The 19,185-nt window shown below is 71.3% G+C and carries 16 protein-coding genes; 3 read left to right on the top strand and 13 right to left on the bottom strand.

Annotated features, from left to right (window positions below; genetic code table 11):
• Window positions 1–88: 88 nt before the first annotated feature.
• Window positions 89–3,091, bottom strand: a complete 3,003-nt coding sequence (locus H4N64_RS15305) for an EAL domain-containing protein (protein ID WP_186282856.1) — start codon at window positions 3,089–3,091, stop codon at window positions 89–91.
• A 390-nt stretch (window positions 3,092–3,481) separates the two neighbouring features.
• Window positions 3,482–4,456, bottom strand: coding sequence for a 2-hydroxyacid dehydrogenase (locus H4N64_RS15300; protein WP_186282855.1), 975 nt, complete (start codon window positions 4,454–4,456; stop codon window positions 3,482–3,484).
• A gap of 76 nt (window positions 4,457–4,532) precedes the next feature.
• On the opposite strand from H4N64_RS15300, the gene H4N64_RS15295 reads away from it, so the two are divergent.
• Together H4N64_RS15295 and H4N64_RS15290 are read left to right on the top strand one after the other, a co-directional pair.
• Window positions 4,533–5,531, top strand: coding sequence for an aldo/keto reductase (locus H4N64_RS15295; protein WP_186282854.1), 999 nt, complete (start codon window positions 4,533–4,535; stop codon window positions 5,529–5,531).
• A gap of 58 nt (window positions 5,532–5,589) precedes the next feature.
• On the top strand, window positions 5,590–6,795 hold the full coding sequence (locus tag H4N64_RS15290) for a PQQ-dependent sugar dehydrogenase (protein WP_186282853.1): 1,206 nt from the start codon (window positions 5,590–5,592) through the stop codon (window positions 6,793–6,795).
• An 8-nt stretch (window positions 6,796–6,803) separates the two neighbouring features.
• Here H4N64_RS15290 and H4N64_RS15285 read toward each other — a convergent pair whose 3' ends face one another.
• The 7 genes from H4N64_RS15285 to H4N64_RS15255 all read right to left on the bottom strand — a co-directional run bounded on the left by H4N64_RS15285 (window position 6,804) and on the right by H4N64_RS15255 (window position 14,486).
• Complete coding sequence (locus tag H4N64_RS15285) at window positions 6,804–6,986, bottom strand: DUF6191 domain-containing protein (RefSeq protein ID WP_222108995.1); 183 nt, start codon at window positions 6,984–6,986, stop codon at window positions 6,804–6,806.
• A gap of 61 nt (window positions 6,987–7,047) precedes the next feature.
• A complete protein-coding gene (locus tag H4N64_RS15280; protein ID WP_186282851.1) occupies window positions 7,048–10,152 on the bottom strand; it encodes a helix-turn-helix transcriptional regulator in 3,105 nt (1,034 codons plus the stop codon).
• Between the two features lie 77 nt (window positions 10,153–10,229).
• Entirely contained in the window at window positions 10,230–10,415 is a 186-nt protein-coding gene (locus H4N64_RS15275) for a hypothetical protein (protein ID WP_186282850.1), read from the bottom strand.
• A gap of 188 nt (window positions 10,416–10,603) precedes the next feature.
• Complete coding sequence (locus H4N64_RS15270; protein ID WP_186282849.1) at window positions 10,604–11,158, bottom strand: hypothetical protein; 555 nt, start codon at window positions 11,156–11,158, stop codon at window positions 10,604–10,606.
• Window positions 11,159–11,193: 35 nt separating this feature from the next.
• A complete protein-coding gene (locus H4N64_RS15265) occupies window positions 11,194–11,769 on the bottom strand; it encodes a GNAT family N-acetyltransferase (RefSeq protein WP_186282848.1) in 576 nt (191 codons plus the stop codon).
• The gene (locus H4N64_RS15260) at window positions 11,747–13,990 is read right to left on the bottom strand and encodes an MMPL family transporter (RefSeq protein WP_186282847.1); all 2,244 of its coding nucleotides are present in this window, start codon (window positions 13,988–13,990) and stop codon (window positions 11,747–11,749) included. The genes H4N64_RS15265 and H4N64_RS15260 overlap by 23 nt, the downstream gene beginning before the upstream one ends.
• Window positions 13,991–14,183: 193 nt before the next feature.
• Complete coding sequence (locus H4N64_RS15255; protein ID WP_186282846.1) at window positions 14,184–14,486, bottom strand: hypothetical protein; 303 nt, start codon at window positions 14,484–14,486, stop codon at window positions 14,184–14,186.
• Window positions 14,487–14,675: 189 nt separating this feature from the next.
• Here H4N64_RS15255 and H4N64_RS15250 point away from each other — a divergent pair, with 189 nt between their 5' ends.
• Entirely contained in the window at window positions 14,676–15,482 is an 807-nt protein-coding gene (locus H4N64_RS15250; RefSeq protein WP_186282845.1) for an SAM-dependent methyltransferase, read from the top strand.
• A gap of 51 nt (window positions 15,483–15,533) precedes the next feature.
• Here H4N64_RS15250 and gatB read toward each other — a convergent pair whose 3' ends face one another.
• The 4 genes from gatB to gatC are packed head-to-tail and all read right to left on the bottom strand — an operon-like array spanning window position 15,534 to window position 19,096.
• On the bottom strand, window positions 15,534–17,048 hold the full coding sequence (gene gatB / locus H4N64_RS15245) for an Asp-tRNA(Asn)/Glu-tRNA(Gln) amidotransferase subunit GatB (protein WP_186282844.1): 1,515 nt from the start codon (window positions 17,046–17,048) through the stop codon (window positions 15,534–15,536).
• 15 nt (window positions 17,049–17,063) lie between these two features.
• Entirely contained in the window at window positions 17,064–17,303 is a 240-nt protein-coding gene (locus tag H4N64_RS15240; RefSeq protein ID WP_159773295.1) for a hypothetical protein, read from the bottom strand.
• Window positions 17,300–18,793 (bottom strand): Asp-tRNA(Asn)/Glu-tRNA(Gln) amidotransferase subunit GatA, encoded by a 1,494-nt coding sequence (gene gatA / locus H4N64_RS15235; protein WP_186282843.1) that lies wholly within the window; start codon window positions 18,791–18,793, stop codon window positions 17,300–17,302. The genes H4N64_RS15240 and gatA overlap by 4 nt, the downstream gene beginning before the upstream one ends.
• Before the next feature lie 6 nt (window positions 18,794–18,799).
• Complete coding sequence (gene gatC, locus H4N64_RS15230; protein ID WP_007384860.1) at window positions 18,800–19,096, bottom strand: Asp-tRNA(Asn)/Glu-tRNA(Gln) amidotransferase subunit GatC; 297 nt, start codon at window positions 19,094–19,096, stop codon at window positions 18,800–18,802.
• Window positions 19,097–19,185: the final 89 nt, after the last annotated feature.

Here is a 19,185-nt window from a genome sequence, read left to right as displayed (position 1 = left end):
CAAGGGCTCAGCGTCAGCCGACGCGCTTTCCAAGTACGAGAATTCGGGTGCGCATGGCACTGACCCTCCCCCCGGCGCACACCGCGTGTCAAGGTGGTGGGACGGGAGTCTCATTATGTGAGAGAAGGGCACTGCCGCCTCCGAGAACAGCGGTCACACCACCGGTGTACACCCCCGAGCCGCCCCCCGCGAACGCGGGCTCGACCGGTACCTGCGGGACCGGATAGTGGCCGGATCGGAGCGCTCTGCGCAGCCGGAACTCGTCCAGCGGGCCCGAGAACGCCATGCCCTGTCCATGAGTGCAGCCCATCGCGCGCAGCGCCTCCACCTGCTCGGGCAGGTCCACGCCGCCGGCCACGGACTGGAGCCCGAGGTCGGTGGCGATCCGCAGCAGCCCGCTGGTGATCTTGTGCAGCCGCGCGGACTCCACGACCCCCTCGACCAGACCGCGGTCCAGCTTGAGGACGTCCACGGGCAGCCTGCGCAGCGCCGTGATCGCCACGGAGCCGCTGCCGAAGCCGTCCAGCGCGATCCGCACGCCGAGCCTGCGCAGCGCACCGAGCCGCCGCTCCAGCTCATCCAGCGAGACCCGTACGTCGGTGTCGGACAGCTCGATCACCAGCGCGCCCGACGGCAGACCGTGCTGGGTCAGCAGGGCCTCGATCGAGTCGAGCGGCATCGAGCGGTCCAGCAGCCGGCGCGCGCTCATCCGGACGGCCACCGGCACCGAGAGCCCCGTGGCGGTGCGTTCGGCGGCCTGCTCGACGGCCTCCTCCAGCATCCAGCGGCCCAGCGCGGCGGTCTTGTCGCTGTCCTCCGAGACCCGCAGGAACTCGGCGGGCGTGAACAGCACCCCTTGCGAGGACCGCCAGCGCGCCTGGGCGGCGACCGAGGTGATCCGACCGTCCTCCAGACACACCACCGGCTGGTGCAGCAGCGCGAACTCGCCGTCGTGCAGCGCGGCCCGCAGTCGCGTGGCCAGCTCCGCCTTGCGTACGACGTCCTGCTGCATCTGCGGCTTGTACAGCTCGACCCGGCCCTTGCCGGACGCCTTGGCCCGGTACATCGCGAGGTCGGCGTTGCGCAGCAGCTCGCCCGCGCCGAGTCCCGGCTCGGCGAACGCGACGCCGATGGAGGCGGCGACCCGGACATCGTTGCCGTCGATGACGTACGGCTGCGACAGCGTGACCCTGAGGCGGTCGGCGAGCTCCAGGATGTGCCGTTCGCGGGCGGACCGGTCGCGGGTGCCGTCCCCGACGATGAGCGCGGCGAACTCGTCGCCGCCGAGCCGGGAGGCGGTGTCCCCGTGCCGGACCGCCTCCTGGAGTCTGCGGGCGGCCTGGACGAGCAGTTCGTCCCCGGCCTGGTGCCCGATGGTGTCGTTGACGGCCTTGAAGCCGTCCAGGTCGATGAAGAGGACGGCCGTACCGCGCAGGGCGGCGCCGCGGTCGGAGGCGCGGCGGCCGGACAGGGCCTGCTGCACGCGCTGGGTGAACAGCGCGCGGTTGGGCAGGTCGGTGAGCGGGTCGTGCTCGGCGTTGTGCTGGAGCTGCGCCTGCAGGCGCACTCTTTCGGTCACGTCCCGGCTGTTGAAGATGAGGCCGCCGTGGTGGCGGTTGACGGTGGACTCGACGTTCAGCCAGCCGCCGTCACCGGACCGGAAGCGGCACTCGATGCGCGTAGTGGGTTCCTCAAGTGGGCTGATGGCGAGGAAGCGGCGCACCTCGTGCACCACGCAGCCCAGGTCCTCCGGGTGGATGAGATTGGCCAGTTCGGTACCCACCAGTTCCTCGGCGGGGCGGCCGTAGACGCCGGCCGCGGCCGGCGAGACGTAGCGGAGGATGCCGTTCGGCGCGGCGATCATGATGACGTCGCTTGAGCCCTGCACCAGGGAGCGGAAGTGGTTCTCCTTCTGCGCCAGTTCCTGGGCGAGGGTGATGTTGTCGAGCAGCATGATGCCCTGGCGCGTCACGAGGGCGAGCACGACGGTGCTGCCGGTGATGAGCACGACGCGGTCGACGCTGCGGCCGTTGAGGACGTTGTAGAGGATCCCCAACGTGCAGACGGCGGCGGCGAGATAGGGCGTCAGGGCGGCCAGCGAGCCGGCTATCGGCCGGGCCGCCGGGAGCCGGCTGTGATCACCTCCCTGCGCGGGCATGGGGTGGTGGCCGGCGCCACGCTGTCCCGGCAGGTGCTCGTGCACCACGCGCGTGTGCCCCTCGCTCTCCTCCCGCTCGGCGTCGCCGCCCCGGGGGCCGGCCCAGGGGGCGTAGGCGAGCAGTAGCGAGCCGGCGAACCAGCCCGCGTCGAGGAGTTGGCCGGAGCGGTAGGTGTTGTGCATCAGCGGCGAGGTGAACAGCGCGTCGCACATCACGGTCAGGGCGAGTGCCCCGATCGCGGTGTTGACCGCGGTGCGGTTCACCGACGAGCGCCGGAAGTGCAGGGCGAGCACCATGCTCACCAGCGCGATGTCCAGCAGCGGGTAGGCCAGCGACAGCGCGGTGTGCGCCACGCTCGTCGCCTCGGACTCGGCCGCGGTCTGGGCGAGGGCGAGGCTCCACGACAGGGTGAGCAGGGAGCCGCCGATCAGCCAGGCGTCCAGGCCGAGACAGACCCAACCCGACTTGGTCACCGGGCGCTTGGCGAGCACCAGCAGCCCCACGATGGCGGGCGGGGCGAAGCAGAGGAAGAACCCGTCGGCGTAGCTGGGGCTGGGCACGGGACGCCCGAGTACGACCTCGTACCACCCCCAGACGAGATTGCCGAGGGCCGCCATCACCGAGGAGAGGGCGAACAACAGCCAGGCCGGCCGAAAGCGGATCCGGCGGCTGCGGGCATAGAGCAGGCACGACACGGCGGCGGTGGCGGCCGCGGCGCTCAGCCCGAAGTCACCCATGATCAGCGCGAGTTCGTCCGAACCCCAGCCGAGCGCGGAACCGACGGCGTATCCCGCGCAGACCAGGGCCAGGACGAGTTGGGGGGCCATGCCGGTCCCGCCGCCCGAGGACGGCGGCCGGGGCAGCGATCCCGACGAAGGACGGGCCCGCAACGCTCCGTTGAGGGTGGTCGTGGGAGGCGGCGGCGAGCTCACCGGTCCCTCCCGGTCCGCGCCGCTCCCGGGTCCCGCGGGTCCCGGTGCACTGGATGGGCATGCCGCCTGCGGCTGCTGTGCCTGCGCTGGTGGCTGTGGTGTCCGCCGTGATTGCCGTGGTGGCCGCGTCTGCGCGCGGTCGTGCCCCAGGGTCGCCGTCGGCGGCCCCGCCGCGTCGGATCGTTGGTCCATAGGCCGTGCATCGCCCGTCGCCCCCCTCACAGTCTGAAATGTCCATCCCCGGCGCCGAACGGTGCGCGGCGCAGCCCCTGTCGGGACGATACACCAGCATCGTCACTCAGGGACATAGGTTCTCTACGCTCCGTGACGACCAGCGGGGATGCGGGCACGGACCGCGTCCAGAGGATTGCGGAGGGTACCCGAACCGGATTACGTGGCTATTGCGTCTGTCGACGGGCTGCTGGGTGCGCCCGTCGTAAGGATCACGTTGCGCAGCGGCTCCCGGTTCACGAAACGGCTCAACTGGTCGACCAGCAGCCGCTTGGCGCGGGGCAGGAAGGCGGATGTCGGACCGCCCACGTGCGGGCTGATGAGCAGGCCGGTCGCCTGCCACAAGGGGTGGCCCGGGGGCAGCGGTTCCGGGTCGGTGACGTCGAGGGCCGCGGTGATGCGCCCGCTCTCCAGTTCGGCGAGCAGGGCCTTGGTGTCGACGACGCCCCCGCGCGCGACGTTCACCAGCAGCGCGCCGTCCTTCATCCGGGCCAGGAAGTCGGCGTCGACCAGGTGACGGGTGGTTTCGGTGAGCGGTGTGGACAGCACGACGACGTCCGCCTCGGGGAGCAGGGCGGGAAGTCGGGTGAGCGGATGCACCAGACCGCGCGCCGTGGTGCGCTCGGAGCGCGCGACGCGCGTCACCCGCGCGAGCTCGAACGGCGCGAGCCGGTCCTCGATGGCGGCGCCGATCGAGCCGTATCCCACGATGAGAACGGTCTTGTCGGCCAGCGCCGGCCGGAACCCGCCGCGCCACTCCCCCTTGTCCTGGGCGCGCACGAAGTCAGGGATGCCACGCAGCGAGGCCAGGATGAGCGCGAGCGTGAGCTCGGCGGTGCTCGCCTCGTGCACCCCCCGCGCGTTGCAGAGCCTCACTCCGGGGCGCAGGTGCTTCAGGCCCGGCTCGACGTGGTCGGTTCCGGCGGACAGCGTCTGCACGACCTCGACGGAGCTCATCATGGGCAGCGGGCGCTGTCCGAGGCCCGGCGGCTTCATGTAGGGGACGACGTAGAAGGCGCACGCGGCGGGGTCAGCGGGATAGTCGTCGGCGCCGTCCCAGAAGCGGTACTCCGGCCCCTCGGGGAGCCCCTCGATCTCTTCCGGCGGGATGGGAAGCCATACGTCAGGAGTCATGCTCCGGAGGCTATGTCAGGTCCCGGGGACGGCAGAGGTTAGGTTGGGGTGCCGGAAGAGGGAGGGTCACGAGCAGGTGGAGCGCAGGACGATCGGCGCGGCGGCGCTCGCGGTGGGGGCCGTCGGACTCGGGTGCATGCCGATGAGCTGGGCGTACAGCGGATCGCGGCAGCGTGGTGACGAGTCGCTGAGGGCCGTGCACCGGGCGCTGGATCTGGGCTCGACGCTGCTGGACACGGCCGACATGTACGGCCCGTTCACCAACGAGCTGTTGCTGGGGCGGGTGTTGAAGGAGCGTCGGCAGGACGCCTTCGTGTCGACCAAGGTCGGGCTGCTGGTCGGTGAGCAGCACATCGTGGCCAACGGCCGCCCCGGCTATGTGAAGCGGGCGTGCGACGCCTCGCTGCGGCGACTCCAGACGGATGTGATCGACCTGTACCAGCTGCACCGCGCGGACCCCGAGGTTCCGGTGGAGGAGACCTGGGGGGCGATGGCGGAGCTCGTCCAGGCCGGAAAGGTACGGGCGTTGGGCATGTGCGCGGTGGGCGCGCGCGGCGGCCGCCGCTCCGGGACCCGTCTGCACGACACCACCCTGCGTCAGTTGCGGCGGATGCAGCAGGTCTTCCCGGTGAGCGCGGTGCAGGCGGAGCTGTCGGTGTGGTCGCCGGAGGCGCTGGAGTCGCTGCTGCCGTGGTGCAAGGCGCGAGGTATCGGTTTCCTGGCGGCGATGCCGCTCGGCAACGGCTTCCTGACCGGCACGCTGACCCCGGGCGAGGGCTTCGAACCGGACGATGTCCGCGCCCGCCACCCCCGCTTCACGGCGGAGATGATGGCGGCGAACCAGCCGATCGTGGCCGGTCTGCGCCGCATCGCCCGCCGCCACGGCGAGGACGTCACCCCGGCCCAGGTGGCGCTGACGTGGGTACTGGCGCAGGGGCGGCACGTGGTGCCGGTGCCCGGGGCGAAGCGGGAGCGGTGGGTGGCGGAGAACGCGGGGGCGGCGGAGCTGCGGCTGACGGCGGAGGATCTGGCGGAGGTGGGGGCGCTGCCGGGGGCGCGGGGGTCGTGGGACTGACCGGACCGATCGTGATTCGGGGTTCGGTGATCGGGAACCTGTGAGGCGCGAGCGGTGTATGACAACTAGAAGTCGCCGCGTCGAAGGGACCAAGATCGTGCAACGTCGTGCTGTGTCGGCCGTATTGGCCGCGGCCGCGCTCCTGCTGACGGCCGGGTGTTCCTCCGACGACGAAGGGGGCTCGTCCGGCGGGGGTGACGGCGCGGCATCGAGTGGTACGACCTCGGCGGCGCCGCCTTCGTCCCGGGCGACTGAGGAGGCCCCGCCCGCGAAGGGCTCGGCCGAGGTGGTGCGCACCGTCGCCGAGGACCTGAAGACGCCCTGGGGGCTGGCCCCGCTCCCCGACGGCGATCTGCTCGTCTCCTCCCGTGACGAGGGCACGATCACCCGGGTCGACTCCGAGACCGGCAAGAAGACCGAGGTGGGCGAGGTGCCCGGGGTGTCCCCTGCCGGAGAGGGCGGTCTGATGGGCCTGGCGCTCTCCCCGGACTACGCCTCGGACCACATGGTCTACGCGTACTTCACCTCGGCCTCGGACAACCGCATCGTCCGGATGCTCCTCGACGAGGACAAGCCGTCCGGCGAGCAACTGGGCGCGCCCGACACCATCTTCAAGGGCATCCCCAAGGGCTTCATCCACAATGGCGGCCGGATCGCCTTCGGCCCCGACAAGATGCTCTACGCGGGCACGGGCGAGAGCGGTGAGGAGGGTCTGTCCCAGGACAAGGAGTCCCCGGGCGGCAAGATCCTTCGGATGACCCCGGAGGGCGAGCCGTCCCCCGGCAACCCCTTCTCCGACTCCCCGGTGTATTCGTACGGCCACCGCAATGTGCAGGGTCTGGCCTGGGACCCCGAACAGCGGCTGTTCGCCGCGGAGTTCGGCCAGGACACCTGGGACGAGCTGAACACGATCAAGCCGGGCGACAACTACGGCTGGCCGGAGGCCGAGGGCAGGTCGGACAACCCGGCGTTCCACAACCCGATAGCCCAGTGGACGACGGACGAGGCCTCCCCCAGCGGCATCGCCTACGCCGAGGGCTCGATCTGGATGGCGGGCCTGAAGGGCGAGCGCCTGTGGCGCATCCCCCTGAGCGGCACGGAGGCCTCGGCCGACCCCCAGTCCTTCCTGGAGGGCGACTACGGCCGCCTGCGCACGGTGGTCCCGGCGGGCGGCGACAAACTGTGGGTGACGACGAGCAACACCGACGGCCGGGGCAGCCCGGAGGACGGGGACGACCGGATTCTGGAGGTGCGGGTGAAGTAGACCGCCGCTCAGTCCTCGTCCGGCTCCGGCCCCGGCTTCTCGACCGGCATCCGCACGACGACCTTCCCGGACGCGAGATCTATCGGCCCCCGCCCGGGATCCCCGTCCCCCACGTCCTCCCGGGTGAGCTCCAGCCGGTTCTGCTCATCGCGGGTGTGCTTGCGGCCGGGTGCGAACAGTTCCTCGAACATGTTGAACACGGCGCCTCCCTGCCCCGGTCCCTGACAGCGTACGTCGCGCTCGGCGCCGTTCTCATCCGGCCGCTGGAGCGCGGAGCGAGTCCGGGTCGAACAGCCCCATCCGATGCGCCACCGCCGCCGCTTCCCCGCGCCCCGCCACCCCCAACTTGGCGAGGATGTTGGAGACATGGACGCTGGCCGTCTTCGGGGAGATGAAGAGTTCCTCGGCTATCTGGCGGTTGGTGCGGCCCGCTGAGACCAGGCGGAGGACGTCGTGTTCTCGGCTGGTGAGGCCGAGGGTGTCGGTGGAGGTGCGAGGGGCGTCCGGGGTCAGGGGGAGCCGGGCTCGCCGGGCCAGCGATGTGACCTCGTCGGCCAGGGGGCGGGCGCCCAGGTGCTCGGCGACCGCGTGGGCGAGGCGGAGCAGCTCCGCGGCCGGGGCGCGATCCTCCTCACCGCCCGCGGTCAGCAGGGCCTCGGCGAGGCGGTGACGGACGCGGGCCAGGTCGTAGGGGCGCTGGAGTTGCTCGAAGGCGGTGACCACCGTCGACCAGAGGTCGACCGGCGCGTGTCCCTCGGCGCGGTGGAGTTCCGCGCGGACCCATTGGTCGTACGCGTGCCAGATGGGGGCGTCGGTGGTGAGGGTCTTCACCGCGCCGAAGAGGCGTTCCAGGGTCTCGGCTCGGCCCTCGCCGGCGGCGGGCAGGTCCTGGGCGTCGGCCTCGGCGGTGGCGGCGGCCAGCAGGAGGGGCCAGGCGTAGCGCTGGGTGCCGGGCTGGAAGCCGGTGTCGAGGGTGCGCGAGAGTTCGGCGCGGGCGTCGAGGATGCGGCCCTCGGCGGCGGCGATGGCGATCGCGAGCCGGGACAGCGGCAGGTTGTTCTGCGGCATGGGGTCGTGGGTGCCGTAGGAGGCGCGGCCGTCGGCCAGATGCCGGGCGGCCTCCTCGATGTGCCCGCGGGCCAGCGAGACATAGGCCAGGCAGTGGGCGGCGCAGCCGCGTGGCTTGGCGACCTGGCCGGTGCGCTGGGCGGTGACCGCGGCCTCCGCTCCCTCCTCCCAGTGGCCCAGGGAGATCAGCGCCTCGGCGAGATTGGCCCAGATCCAGGCCTCGGAGTCCCTCAGGCCCCGGTCCTGGGTGAGCCGCAGTCCCGCGCGCAGGATGCCGACCGCCTCTTCGGAGCGGCCGATGCCTTCGAGGACGGACGCCAGGTTGATGTGGCTTCGGCCCAGCACGGACGCCGGCCCCGAGGACACCGCCTGCTCCTGGACCTCGTACAGCAGGCCGAGCCCGGTCTCGATGTCCCCGGCGTCGACGAGCAGCACACCGTGGGTGAGACGGGCGTTGAGCTCGATGTCGGTGGCGCCCACCATCCGCGCGTACTCGACGGCGCGCTCGGCGGCGGTCATGGCCTCGGGTCCCGGTGCCCGGACCATGGCCCAGGCGGCCGCGGTGGCCAGCACCTCGGCGTGCACCTCGGACGGCGGCAGTCCGCGGACCAGTTCCTGGGCGGTGGCGATCTCCTGCCAGCCGTCGCCACGGGCCTGTGCCTGGACCAGTCGGGAGCGCTGGATCCAGAACCACGCGGCGCGCTGGGGGTCCCCCCGTCTCGAACGCGGTTGAGAGCACGGGGGAGGATCGCCCTCGCCCTCCCCGTCGAGCAGTCGCAGCGCCCGCTTGGTGATCTTCAGGGCGCGTTCCCGCTCCCCGCACAGCCGTCCGGCGACGGCGGCCTCGGCCATCAGGTCGAGATAGCGCAGCGCCGTGGTGGCGGGGTCGCAGCCGCAGGGGGGATAGACCTCGGTGTAGTCGACGGGGCGCAGGGTCGCCCGTACGTCCTCGGGCGCGGAGTCCCACAGCTCCATCGCGCGTTCCAGGAGCCGCAGTTGTTCGGAGTAGGCGTGCCGGCAGCGGGCCGTGACGGAGGCGTCCAGGACGGCGGGCAGGGCCTTGGCGGGGTCGTGGGCGTGGTACCAGTAGCTGGCCAGGCGCATGACGCGTTCGTCGGCGGGGACGAGGCTCGGATCGGCCTGAAGGGCCTCGGCGTAGGCACGGTTGAGGCGGGAGCGCTCGCCGGGCAGCAGGTCGTCGCTCACGGCCTCGCGGACCAGGGAGTGCCGGAAGCGATAGCCGTCGCCGCCGGGCGCGGCGCTGAGGATGCCGGCGCCCACGGCGGCCCGCAGCGCCTCGATGAGATCGTCCTCGGCGAGCCGGGCGACGGCGGCGAGCAGCCGGTACTCCACGGTGGAGCCGCCCTCGGCGACGATCCGGGCGACCCGCTGGGCGGGCTCGGGCAGCGCCTCCACCCGCACCAGGAGCAGATCGCGCAGGGAGTCGGTGAGCCCGGTGCAGCAACCCTCGTGGGCGGCGACGGCGAGTTCCTCGACGAAGAAGGCGTTGCCGTCGGAGCGTTCGAAGATCTCGTCGACCTGGGCCGGGTCGGGTTCGCCGGCGAGGATGCCGGCGATCTGCCGGCCGACCTCGTCGCGGTTGAAGCGGGCGAGTTCGATCCGGCGGACGGTGCGCAGCCGGTCGAGTTCGGCGAGCAGGGGGCGCAGCGGATGGCGGCGGTGGATGTCGTCGGAGCGGTAGGTGGCGAGGACGACCAGGCGGCCGGTGCGCAGGGTGCGGACGAGATAGGCGAAGAGGTGGCGGGTGGAGGCGTCGGCCCAGTGCAGGTCCTCCAGGACGAGGACGACCGTGCGGTCGGCGGCGACGCGCTCCAGGAGACGGGCGGTGAGTTCGAAGAGGCGGGCCATGCCGTTCTCGTCGTACCGCTTGGAGCCGGTCTCGCCGAGTTCGGGCAGCAGTCTGGCCAGTTCCTCCTCCTGGCCCGCGGCCGCGGCGGCGAGTTCGGCGGGGAGTTCGTGGCGCAGGGCGCGCAGGGCGGTGGAGAAGGGGGCGAAGGGCAGTCCGTCGGCGCCGATCTCGACGCAGCCGCCGAGGGCGACGACGGCTCCGGCGCGAGCGGCGCGGTTCGCGAACTCCTCGACGAGGCGGGTCTTGCCGACCCCGGCCTCACCGCCGAGCAGCAGCGCCTGGGGCTCTCCCCCAGTGCCGAGAGCCTGGGAGGTGCCCCCGGCCTCAGCGCGGGCGAGCGCGTCGTTCAGGGTCTGCATCTCGTCGGCGCGACCGACGAACACCGGGCTGACGGACTGGTTTTCCACGGGCCAGAGCATCGCACGCGGCTCCGACAGAGGGGCACCGGTTCTCGGGACGACGGCAGGGACATGACCCGGCCGCCGTCCCTGGGTGCTCACGCGGTGCGGGTGGAGCGGAGCCGGCCGCGGCGGGAGGTATGCACCTCGCCCTCGGCGTCTTGGCGGGCCGCTTCCCGGCGGGCGGCGCGGCGGCCGCGGACGATCTCGCGGACCAGGCGCTCGTTCTGCGCCTCGCGGATGAGCTCGGTGGAGCGGAGGTGGTAGAGCTCGTGCTCGAACATGGTGTCCCCTTGGGAGAGTTGGCTTCACTTGCTGCGATGCCTCAACTCTCGTCTCCCAGGGGGGTCCGCCACATCGGGAGACTTCCGCATCTTCGGCGCCGTACGGGGCCTTAGACGCGCGTGAGGGGCCTCAGGTGCTCCGTAAGGTGCTTACGGATGCCCTAAGACCCCTCAGGACCTGCGGTGATTCAGCCGGCGGAGGGCAGTCCCAGCAGGACGTCGGTGTACTTGAGGACCGCGAGGAGCAGGCCGATCACACCGAGCGCGACGCCGCCCCAGGCGACCGACTTGATCCACACGGGCTGCGGCTTGCCCGGGGCGCCGAACGCCGGCCGGGCGAGGACCACGACGCCGACAAGCAGCGCGACCAGCGCGAAGGCTCCGCCCCACAGCGCGGTGGTCTGCCAGGCGTCGCCGTAGAGCGCCTGCAGTTGTGCTGCGACGCTCGGGTTCGACGCGGCCTGCATCTCCAGCTGGCCGGTGATCTCCGCGCGCGCCGAGGCCACCGTGCCGACCCAACTGCCCGTCAGCGACACCAGGCCGAGGGCCGCGGAGACGACCGCGACCGCGCCCTGGCCGACGAAGGAGGCGCCCTCCTGCACGTCCTGGGGCTGCTCGTCGCCGTCGTCAGCGCCGTTCTGGAGGATCTCGGCGTCGGTCTCCTCGATGTCGTCGGGCTCGGTGGCCTCGACGGCCTCCTGCTCCTCGGCGGTCTTCGTCTCGTCCACTGTCTTCGTTCCCATGTCTCGCACCGTACGGAGGCTGTCTGAGAGCTTTCTTAATGATCGTTGTGAGCGGCACGCGCGCGTGCGTCGTGCCACTCGGAAGCGAGGATGGCCCACACCTCGGTGTCATGGCGAACGCCCCGGTGGGGGTAGTTCTCCCTGAGGACGCCCTCCCGGGTCATGCCGAGCCGCCGGGCCACATTGATGCTGGGTTCGTTGGCCGCGGCCGCGCACCACACCACGCGGCGCATGCCGCGCTCGCCGAACGCCCAGTCCAGGAGCACCCGCATCGCGCGCGTGACGAGCCCGCGCCCGGTCCCGGCCGGCTCCAGCCAGCACCCGACCTCGCAGTTGCGGGCCTCCGCGTCGAAGTTCAGGAAGAGCACCCCGCCGACCAGCTTCCCGTCCGTCCACAGGCCGTGCAGGGATCCGGTGTCGGCGGCGCGCATGTCGGCGTACCGCTGGAGGACCTCGCGCGCACCGGCGGTGTCCTTGGCCTTCGAGCCGAACGGGACGTACTGGTTGATGAACTCCCGCCCGCGCTCCAGGTGCGCTAGGAACTCCTCGGCGTGCCAGGGCTCGAGCGGCCGCAGTTCGGCGCCGTCGTCACCCAGCGATATCGCGTACATCCTGCCGCTGCTCCTTCGCCAGTACGTCCGCCACCTCGGCGTCCGTCGCAGCGGCCAGCTTCTCATGGGCGGCGCGGGCCTCGGGCGGCTCGATGCTGATCCGGGGCAGCCGGGCGTCCAGCCAGCGCGGCAGCCACCAGTTGGCGCCGCCGAGCAGATGCATGAGGGCGGGCACGAGCAGGGTGCGCAGGACAAAGGCGTCCAGGGCGACGGCGGCGGCGAGCGCGATGCCGAACATGGCGATCACCCGGTCGCCGCTGAGCACGAAGGCGAGGAAGACCGAGATCATGATGACCGCGGCGGAGTTGATCACCCGGCTGGTCTCGGCGAGGCCGATCCGTACGGCCCGCCGGTTGTCGCCGGTCTCCAGCCACTCCTCGTACATCCGGCTGACCAGGAACACCTGGTAGTCCATGGAGAGCCCGAAGAGCACGGACACCATGATCACCGGGAGGAAGGGTTCGATCGGCCCGGCGCGGCCGAGGCCCAGCAGTTCGCTCCCCCAGCCCCACTGGAAGACGGCGACGACGACGCCGAAGGCGGCGGCCACGGCGGCGATGTTCATCGCGGCGGCCTTCAGCGGGATGCCGATGGACCGGAAGGCGAGCAGAAGCAGCAGACAGCCGAGGCCGACGACGACACCGACGAACAGGGGCAGCTTGCCGACGATGACATCGGCGAAGTCGTCGTAGCCGGCGGTCACCCCGCCGACCTGCACATCGAGCGAAGTGCCGGTCTCCGCGCGCGGGAGCACCTCGGAGCGCAGCCGCTCGACGAGGTCGCTGGTCCTGTCGGACTGCGGCGAGGACTCGGGGGCGACCGTGAGATACGCGGTGTCACCGGCCGAGTTGAAGGTCACCGGGGTCACCGAGGCGACGCCCTCGGTGGAGCGAAGGGTGGTGTCGAGGTTGTCCAGGGCGAGCTTGTCGTCGGCGCCGTCGACGTGGGTCACCAGGGTCAGCGGGCCGTTGACGCCGGGGCCGAAGCCGTCGGAGAGAAGGTCGTAGGCCTGCCGGGTGGTGGCGGTCCCCGGGTTGTTGCCCTGGTCGGAGGTGCCCAGGCGCAGGGAGAGGGTGGGCAGGGCGAGGATCGTGATGACGACCAGGGCGAGGACGCCGAGCAGCTTGGGGTGGCGCTCGACGAACGCCGACCAGCGGGCGGCGAACCCGGTCGGCAGCTCCGGTTCGGGCCCGTGCTCGACCAGTCGGCGGCGCTCACGGCGGCTGAGGGCGCGCATGCCGATGAAGGACAGCAGGGCGGGCAGCAGGGTCACGGAGGCCGCGACGGTGAGGACCACGGTCAGCGAGGCCGCTATGGCGACGCCGTTGAGGAAGTTCAGCCGAAGGATCAGCATGCCCGACAGGGCGATGCAAACGGTGGCACCCGCGAACACGACGGCCCGTCCGGTGGTCGTGACGGCGTTGGTGATCGACTCGTTGACGGTCAGCCCGCGCTTCAGCCCCCGCCGGTGTCTGGTGACGATGAACAGCGCGTAGTCGATGCCGACGCCGAGCCCGATCAGCATGCCGAGCATGGGCGCGAAGTCGGCGACGGTCATGGCGTGCCCGAGCAGCACGGTCCCGGCGTAGGCGGTGCCGACGCTGACCAGTGCGGTGGCGATGGGCAGCAGGGAGGCGGCGAGCGAGCCGAAGGCGAGGAAGAGGACGACCGCGGCGACAGCCACGCCGACCACCTCGGCGAGATGCCCGCCGGAGGATTCGGTGAGCCCGATCGCGGTGCCGCCGAGCTCCACCTGGAGCCCTTCGGCCTCGGCTTCCTTGGCGGTGTCGACGACCGCCTGCGCCTCCGCCTGGTCGATGTGCTCGGCCCGGTCCTCGAAGGTGACCGTGGCGTAGGCGGTACGTCCGTCCCCGCTGACCCGGCCCGCGCCGTGCCCGTCGTAGGGGCCGGCCACGGAGGCCACCCCGGGCAGCTCGGCGATCTCCTCCAGGGTGCGGTTCATCGTCTGCTGGACGTCGGCGGCGCGGACGGTGCCGGAGTCGGTGTGCCAGACAACGGTGTCGCTGTCGCCGCCGAAGCCGGGGAAGCCGTCCTGGAGGAGCTGGGTGGCGCGGCCGGACTCGGTGCCGGCGACCTCGTAGTCGTTGGAGTACGCGGTGCCCGTGGCCACGGCCGCCGCGGTCACCCCGCCGAAGGCGAGGAGCCACAGCAGAACGGCGACGAGGCGGCGCTGGACACACCAGCGTGCGAGGGCTGCCACGAACCTTGCTCCCAGGGTGCTATTTATGGATCTTTGATCGGGAACAGTCGTTCATGAGGTGAACAGCCCGCAAAGAACGCATGAGCAATGCGAAGGCCACTCTTACAGGTGAAAGTGATCGTTTAATGCGTTCGTGGGCTTATTCACAGGAGTGCGAGCCAGATCACAGGACAGTAACGACCTCGCTGTCACATCAGTCGAACTGGTCTCCGAACGCCATCACCGTCACCCCGGCGATCAGCAGCCACAGCGCCCGTCGGGTGCGGCCGCGGGAGCCGAGGAAGGCCGCGAGTCCGCAGACGGCGGCGCCGAGGGCGTAGGCGGCCGGGACGAGCGCCGGGGCGGAGCCGGTGGCGCGAAGTGCCGAGGCGGCGAGTCCGGCCAGGGTCAGCAGCGCGCCGGCCGCGACCGCCGTCCAGCGGGCCCGCCGCGCGTCGTGCACCTCGTGCGCCTCGGCTATGTCCGCGGCGTGCTCGGAATCGGGGCGTCCACTCATGGCGGGCGAGCGTAGCGGGTCCCGCTGGGAAATCGGGTGCGGGGTGGGCAACCGCGCTGCTAGCTTCCGGAGGTTCGCTGTTCCACGCGGCTCCTCGCCGCCGGCCGAAGCAGGTGCGTTGTTTGAGCGTCCGACCGAGCTCCTCCGTATCCCTTTCCGCTTCCCCGGACTCAAGGAGCCCGTTCACCGATGTCGGACATCACCACCCCGAGGACCTCGAATGAGGACCTCACCAAGCGGCTGACCCACGCCCGCTACCCGCGCAGCAACAACTACGACGTCAGCTGGGTCATCGAGAACCAGATGGGCCCGAACGCGCTGTGGCTGCTGGAGTGGCTGGCGCCCGCGCTCGGCCTCGACGCCCTGCGCCCCGGCGCCCATGTGCTCGACCTCGGCTGCGGCCGGGCGATGACCTCGGTCTTCCTGGCCAGGGAGTACGACGTCCAGGTCACCGCGGCCGACCTCTGGGTCACGGCGGACGACAACGCCCGGCGTATCGCCGAGGCGGGGTTCGCCGACCGGGTGCAGGCCGTGCACGCCGAGGCGCACGACCTGCCGTTCGCCGAGGGCAGCTTCAATGCGATCGTGAGCATCGACGCCTACCAGTACTTCGGCACGAATGACCTCTATCTGCCCACCCTGACCCGGCTGTTGAAGCCGGGTGGGCGGATCGGGGTCGTCGTCCCCGCACTGCGGGAGGAACCGGACGGCATCGAGCCGCCGGAGCATCTCGCACCGTGGTGGGAGCACGACTGGTGGTGCTTCCACTCCGCCGACTGGTGGCGACGCCAGTGGACGCGCAGCGGGGCCGTCGAGGTCGAGGCGGCGGACTGGCAGCCGGACGGCTGGCGGGACTGGCTGCTGTGGTGCGAGGTGATCGCCGAGGAGAGCCCGGAGGAGTGGCACCGCACGATGGCCCGCCAGGTCGCCGAGGCGGTGCGGGCGGACGAGGGCCGCGCGCTGGGCTTCGTACGACTCGTAGGACGCCGTAAGTAGGTACGACGGCAACGGCCCCGGAGGTACGTACCTCCGGGGCCGTTCTCTGCCTCAGCCCTCGCTGACGCCCAGCTTCTCCAGGATCAGCTCCTTGACGCGGGCCGCGTCCGCCTGGCCGCGCGTGGCCTTCATGACCGCGCCCACCAGGGCACCGGCCGCGGCCACCTTGCCGCCGCGGATCTTGTCCGCGATGGCCGGGTTGCCGGCGATGGCCTCCTCGACGGCGGTGGTCAGGGCGCCCTCGTCGGAGACGACCTTCAGACCGCGCTTGTCGACGACCTCGTCCGGGGTGCCTTCTCCCGCGAGGACGCCCTCGATGACCTGGCGGGCCAGCTTGTCGTTGAGGTCACCCTTCGCGACCAGCTCGGTGACCCGGGCGACCTGCGCCGGGGTGATCGCCAGCTCGTCCAGCGACTTGCCCGACTCGTTGGCGCTGCGCGCCAGCTCGCCCATCCACCACTTACGGGCGGAGGCGGCGTCGGCACCGGCGTCGATGGTGGCGACGATCGGGTCCAGGGCACCGGCGTTGAGGATCGCCTGCATGTCGGTGGCCGAGATGCCCCACTCCGCGAGGAGCCGGTTGCGGCGGGCCAGCGGCAGCTCCGGCAGCCCGGCGCGGATCTCCTCGACCCACTCACGGGACGGGGCGACCGGCACCAGATCCGGCTCCGGGAAGTACCGGTAGTCCTCGGCCTCCTCCTTCACACGGCCCGAGGTCGTCGACCCGGTGTCCTCGTGGAAGTGGCGGGTCTCCTGGATGATCGTGCCGCCGGACGACAGCACGGCCGCGTGCCGCTGGATCTCGAAACGGGCCGCACGCTCCACGGACCGCAGCGAGTTGACGTTCTTCGTCTCGGAACGCGTGCCGAACTTCTCGGTGCCGTTCGGGCGCAGCGACAGGTTCACGTCGCAGCGCATCTGGCCCATCTCCATACGGGCTTCCGACACACCGAGCGCCCGGATGAGCTCGCGCAGCTCACGGACGTACGCCCGCGCGACCTCGGGAGCGCGCTCGCCCGCACCCTCGATCGGCTTGGTGACGATCTCGATGAGCGGGATGCCGGCGCGGTTGTAGTCCAGCAGCGAGTGCGAGGCGCCATGGATACGGCCCGTGGCACCGCCGACGTGCGTCGACTTGCCGGTGTCCTCCTCCATGTGGGCGCGCTCGATCTCCACACGGAAGGTCTCGCCGTCCTCCAGCTGTACGTCGAGGTAGCCGTTGAAGGCGATCGGCTCGTCGTACTGGGAGGTCTGGAAGTTCTTCGGCATGTCCGGATAGAAGTAGTTCTTCCGGGCGAAGCGGCACCACTCGGCGATCTCGCAGTTCAGCGCGAGGCCGATCTTGATGGCGGACTCGACGCCGGTCGCGTTGACGACCGGGAGCGCGCCGGGCATGCCGAGGCAGACCGGGCAGGTCTGGGTGTTCGGGTCGGCACCGAGCGCGGTCGAACAGCCGCAGAACATCTTGGTGTTGGTGCCGAGTTCGACATGGACCTCAAGGCCCATGACGGGGTCGTACGACGCCAGCGCGTCCTCGTACGACACCAGGTCGGTCGTGGTGGTCACGGTGAAACTTCCCTCTCAGCCCAGCAGGACGTCGTCGTCGCCCAGCCGCTTCAGCTCGCGGTAGAGGATGGCGAGGCCGGTGACGATGGCGACGGCGGACACGGTGGCGTCGATCAGGACCAGCGTGTCCTTCTCGGCGCGGGCCGTCTTCAGCCGCTTGGCGACGCCGATCGCGCCGAACGCGGTGGCGGCCATGGACAGGTACGTACCGGACTTGGACTTCTTGAAGCCCTTGGCCTTGGTCAGTGCACTCACAGCGACGGAGCCTCCTCGATCAGCGGGTGGCCCCACCTTTCCACGAAGGCGGCCTCGACCGCGGCCCCCACCTTGTACAGACGGTCGTCCTTCAGCGCCGGGGCGATGATCTGGAGGCCGACCGGGAGGTTGTCCTCCGGGGCGAGACCGCAGGGCAGCGACATGGCCGCGTTGCCCGCCAGGTTGGTCGGGATGGTGCACAGGTCGGCGAGGTACATCGCCATCGGGTCGTCGGCGCGCTCGCCGATCGCGAAGGCGGTGGTCGGCGTGGTCGGCGAGACGATGACGTCGACCTGCTCGAAGGCCTTCTCGAAGTCCCGCGTGATGAGCGTGCGGACCTTCTGGGCGCTGCCGTAGTACGCGTCGTAGTAGCCGCTCGACAGGGCGTACGTGCCGAGCATGATGCGGCGCTTCACCTCGGGGCCGAAGCCCGCCTCACGGGTGAGGGAGGTGACCGCCTCGGCGGAGTGCGTGCCGTCGTCGCCGGTCCGCAGGCCGTAGCGCAGGCCGTCGAAGCGGGCGAGGTTGGAGGAGCACTCGGAGGGCGCGATCAGGTAGTACGCGGAGAGCGCGAGGTCGAAGGACGGGCAGTCCAGCTCGACGATCTCGGCGCCGAGCTCCTTGAGCAGGGCGACGGACTCGTCGAAGCGCTGGATGACACCGGCCTGGTAGCCCTCGCCGCGGAACTGCTTGACGACGCCGACGCGCATGCCCTCGACGCTGCCGTTGCGGGCGGCCTCGACGACCGGCGGGACCGGGGCGTCGATGGAGGTGGAGTCCATCGGGTCGTGCCCGGCGATGACCTCGTGCAGCAGGGCGGCGTCCAGGACGGTGCGGGCGCAGGGTCCGCCCTGGTCCAGGGAGCTGGAGAAGGCGACCATGCCGTACCGCGAGACGGCCCCGTATGTCGGCTTCACACCGACCGTGCCGGTGACGGCGGCCGGCTGGCGGATGGAGCCGCCGGTGTCGGTGCCGATGGCGAGCGGCGCCTGGAAGGAGGCGAGCGCGGCGGAGGAGCCACCACCCGAGCCGCCGGGGATCTTGGTGAGGTCCCAGGGGTTGCCGGTCGGCCCGAACGCGCTGTTCTCGGTCGAGGACCCCATGGCGAACTCGTCCATGTTGGTCTTGCCGAGGATGACGACGTCAGCGGCCTTGAGGCGCTTGGTGAGGGTGGCGTCGTACGGCGGAATCCAGCCTTCGAGGATCTTCGAACCGACGGTCGTCGGGATGCCCTCGGTGGTGAAGATGTCCTTGAGGGCGAGCGGAACGCCGGCGAGGGGGCCGAGCTTCTCGCCCCGCTCGCGCTTCTCGTCGACGGCACGGGCCTGCGCGAGGGCGCCCTCGCGGTCGACGTACAGGAAGGCGTGCACCTTCTCGTCGACGGCCTCGATGCGCGCGAGGTGGGCCTCGGTGACCTCGACTGCCGTGAGCTCACCGGAAGCGATCTTCGCGGCGGTCTCGGCGGCCGTGAGCTTGATGATGTCCGTCATGATCTCTTAGTCCTCCCCCAGGATCTGCGGCACCTTGAAACGCTGCTGCTCCTGGGCCGGGGCGCCGGAGAGCGCCTGCTCGGGGGTGAGCGACGGACGGACCTCGTCCGCCCGCATGACGTTCGTCAGCGGGAGCGGGTGCGAGGTCGGCGGTACGTCTTGGTCGGCGACCTCACTGACGCGGGCCACCGCGCCGATGATGTCGTCCAGCTGTCCCGCGAAGTGCTCAAGCTCTTCGGGCTTCAGCTCCAGACGCGCCAGCCGGGCGAGGTGGGCGACCTCCTCGCGCGTGATGCCAGGCATGCAGCGATCCTCTGGGGGTGAGTGTGTGTGGTTTGGGCCCAATCCTATGGGGCGGGGGGCTCCGGCCGTTAAACGGTTTCCCGGGAGTG

It is taken from the genome of Streptomyces cupreus (assembly GCF_014257025.1).
GTDB classification, from domain to species: Bacteria; Actinomycetota; Actinomycetes; order Streptomycetales; family Streptomycetaceae; genus Streptomyces; species Streptomyces cupreus.
This window is presented reverse-complemented; position numbering and strand designations above follow the sequence as displayed.

Bases quoted from the DNA above. Each gene is read 5' to 3' on its own strand.
- H4N64_RS15300 (WP_186282855.1), bottom strand. From the start codon at position 4,456: ATGACTCCTGACGTATGGCTTCCCATCCCGCCGGAAGAGATCGAGGGG.
- H4N64_RS15290 (WP_186282853.1), top strand. From the start codon at position 5,590: ATGACAACTAGAAGTCGCCGCGTCGAAGGGACCAAGATCGTGCAACGT.
- H4N64_RS15285 (WP_222108995.1), bottom strand. From the start codon at position 6,986: ATGTTCGAGGAACTGTTCGCACCCGGCCGCAAGCACACCCGCGATGAG.
- H4N64_RS15280 (WP_186282851.1), bottom strand. From the start codon at position 10,152: ATGCTCTGGCCCGTGGAAAACCAGTCCGTCAGCCCGGTGTTCGTCGGT.
- H4N64_RS15275 (WP_186282850.1), bottom strand. From the start codon at position 10,415: ATGTTCGAGCACGAGCTCTACCACCTCCGCTCCACCGAGCTCATCCGC.
- H4N64_RS15270 (WP_186282849.1), bottom strand. From the start codon at position 11,158: ATGGGAACGAAGACAGTGGACGAGACGAAGACCGCCGAGGAGCAGGAG.
- H4N64_RS15265 (WP_186282848.1), bottom strand. From the start codon at position 11,769: ATGTACGCGATATCGCTGGGTGACGACGGCGCCGAACTGCGGCCGCTC.
- H4N64_RS15255 (WP_186282846.1), bottom strand. From the start codon at position 14,486: ATGAGTGGACGCCCCGATTCCGAGCACGCCGCGGACATAGCCGAGGCG.
- H4N64_RS15250 (WP_186282845.1), top strand. From the start codon at position 14,676: ATGTCGGACATCACCACCCCGAGGACCTCGAATGAGGACCTCACCAAG.
- gatA (WP_186282843.1), bottom strand. From the start codon at position 18,793: ATGACGGACATCATCAAGCTCACGGCCGCCGAGACCGCCGCGAAGATC.
- gatC (WP_007384860.1), bottom strand. From the start codon at position 19,096: ATGCCTGGCATCACGCGCGAGGAGGTCGCCCACCTCGCCCGGCTGGCG.